Source organism: Pseudomonas sp. K5002, assembly GCF_013386655.1.
Taxonomy (GTDB): domain Bacteria; phylum Pseudomonadota; class Gammaproteobacteria; order Pseudomonadales; family Pseudomonadaceae; genus Aquipseudomonas.
In genome coordinates this window covers 1-944 of the sequence record NZ_JACARK010000895.1, presented here as the reverse complement: position 1 = coordinate 944, position 944 = coordinate 1, and the positions used below count along the sequence as shown (strand labels likewise).

At 65.5% G+C, this 944-nt stretch carries 2 protein-coding genes; both read left to right on the top strand.

The genetic code is table 11. The features are described 5' to 3' along the window. The coding region (locus tag HX846_RS30665) for an ATP-binding cassette domain-containing protein (RefSeq protein ID WP_178966824.1) at window positions 1-491 on the top strand (491 nt) is incomplete at its 5' end. After that, on the top strand, window positions 488-944 hold a 457-nt coding region (locus HX846_RS30660), incomplete at its 3' end, for a biotin/lipoyl-binding protein (protein WP_178966823.1). The genes HX846_RS30665 and HX846_RS30660, both read left to right, overlap by 4 nt.

Below are 944 nucleotides of genomic sequence, written 5' to 3'. Positions count from 1 at the left end.
GCATCGCCGACAACATCGCGCGTTTCGGCACCGTGGATTCGGACAAGGTGCTCGCTGCCGCGCAAATGGCCGGCGTGCATCAACTGATCCTGCAGTTGCCCCAAGGCTACGACACCCAACTGGGGGAGGGCGGTGCCGGGTTGTCCGGCGGGCAGAAGCAACGTGTCGCGCTGGCGCGAGCGCTGTACGGCGTGCCTGCGCTGATCGTACTGGATGAGCCCAATTCCAATCTCGATGAGGCCGGCGAGCAGGCCTTGCTCCATGCCATCACCTTGCTCAAGGCGCAGCGTCGCACGCTGGTGCTGATCACCCACAAGACCCCTGTGCTGGCGTTGACGGACCAATTACTGATTCTGCGGGACGGCCAGTTGCAGGCGTTCGGGCCCACGGCGCGGGTGTTGGAGGCCACGCAGAAACCGGTGGCCGCGCCGCCCAAACCGGTGTCGGCGATGAGCATGAGCTACCGCCTCGGTGAAGGAAAAAAAGCATGAACCGACCTGTGCTTGTGACGGACAACAGCGTGCCGCCGGTGAACAACGTGCTGGCGCTGGACGATAAAAAATACGCGCGCCTGGGCTGGTTGCTGGTGCTCGGCGGGTTTGCCGGGTTCCTGGGCTGGGCCGCGCTGGCACCGTTGGACAAGGGCGTGGCGGTGTCCGGCAAGGTCATGGTGTCGGGGCACCGCAAGACGGTGCAGCACCCCGCGGGCGGGATCGTCGAGCGGATCGAGGTGCGCGATGGCGAGGTGGTGAGCGCCGGCCAGGTATTGATCCGCCTGAAGGAAACCCCGTTGCGCGGGCAGATGCAGTCTTTGCGCAGCCAGTTCATTGCGTCCCGGGCCAGCGAAGCGCGCTTGAGTGCCGAGAGCGAAGGCTTGTCGGCCATCGTCTTCGGTCCCGAACTGCTGAACGAGCCTGAGGCCGCCGCCACCTTGAGCCTGCAAC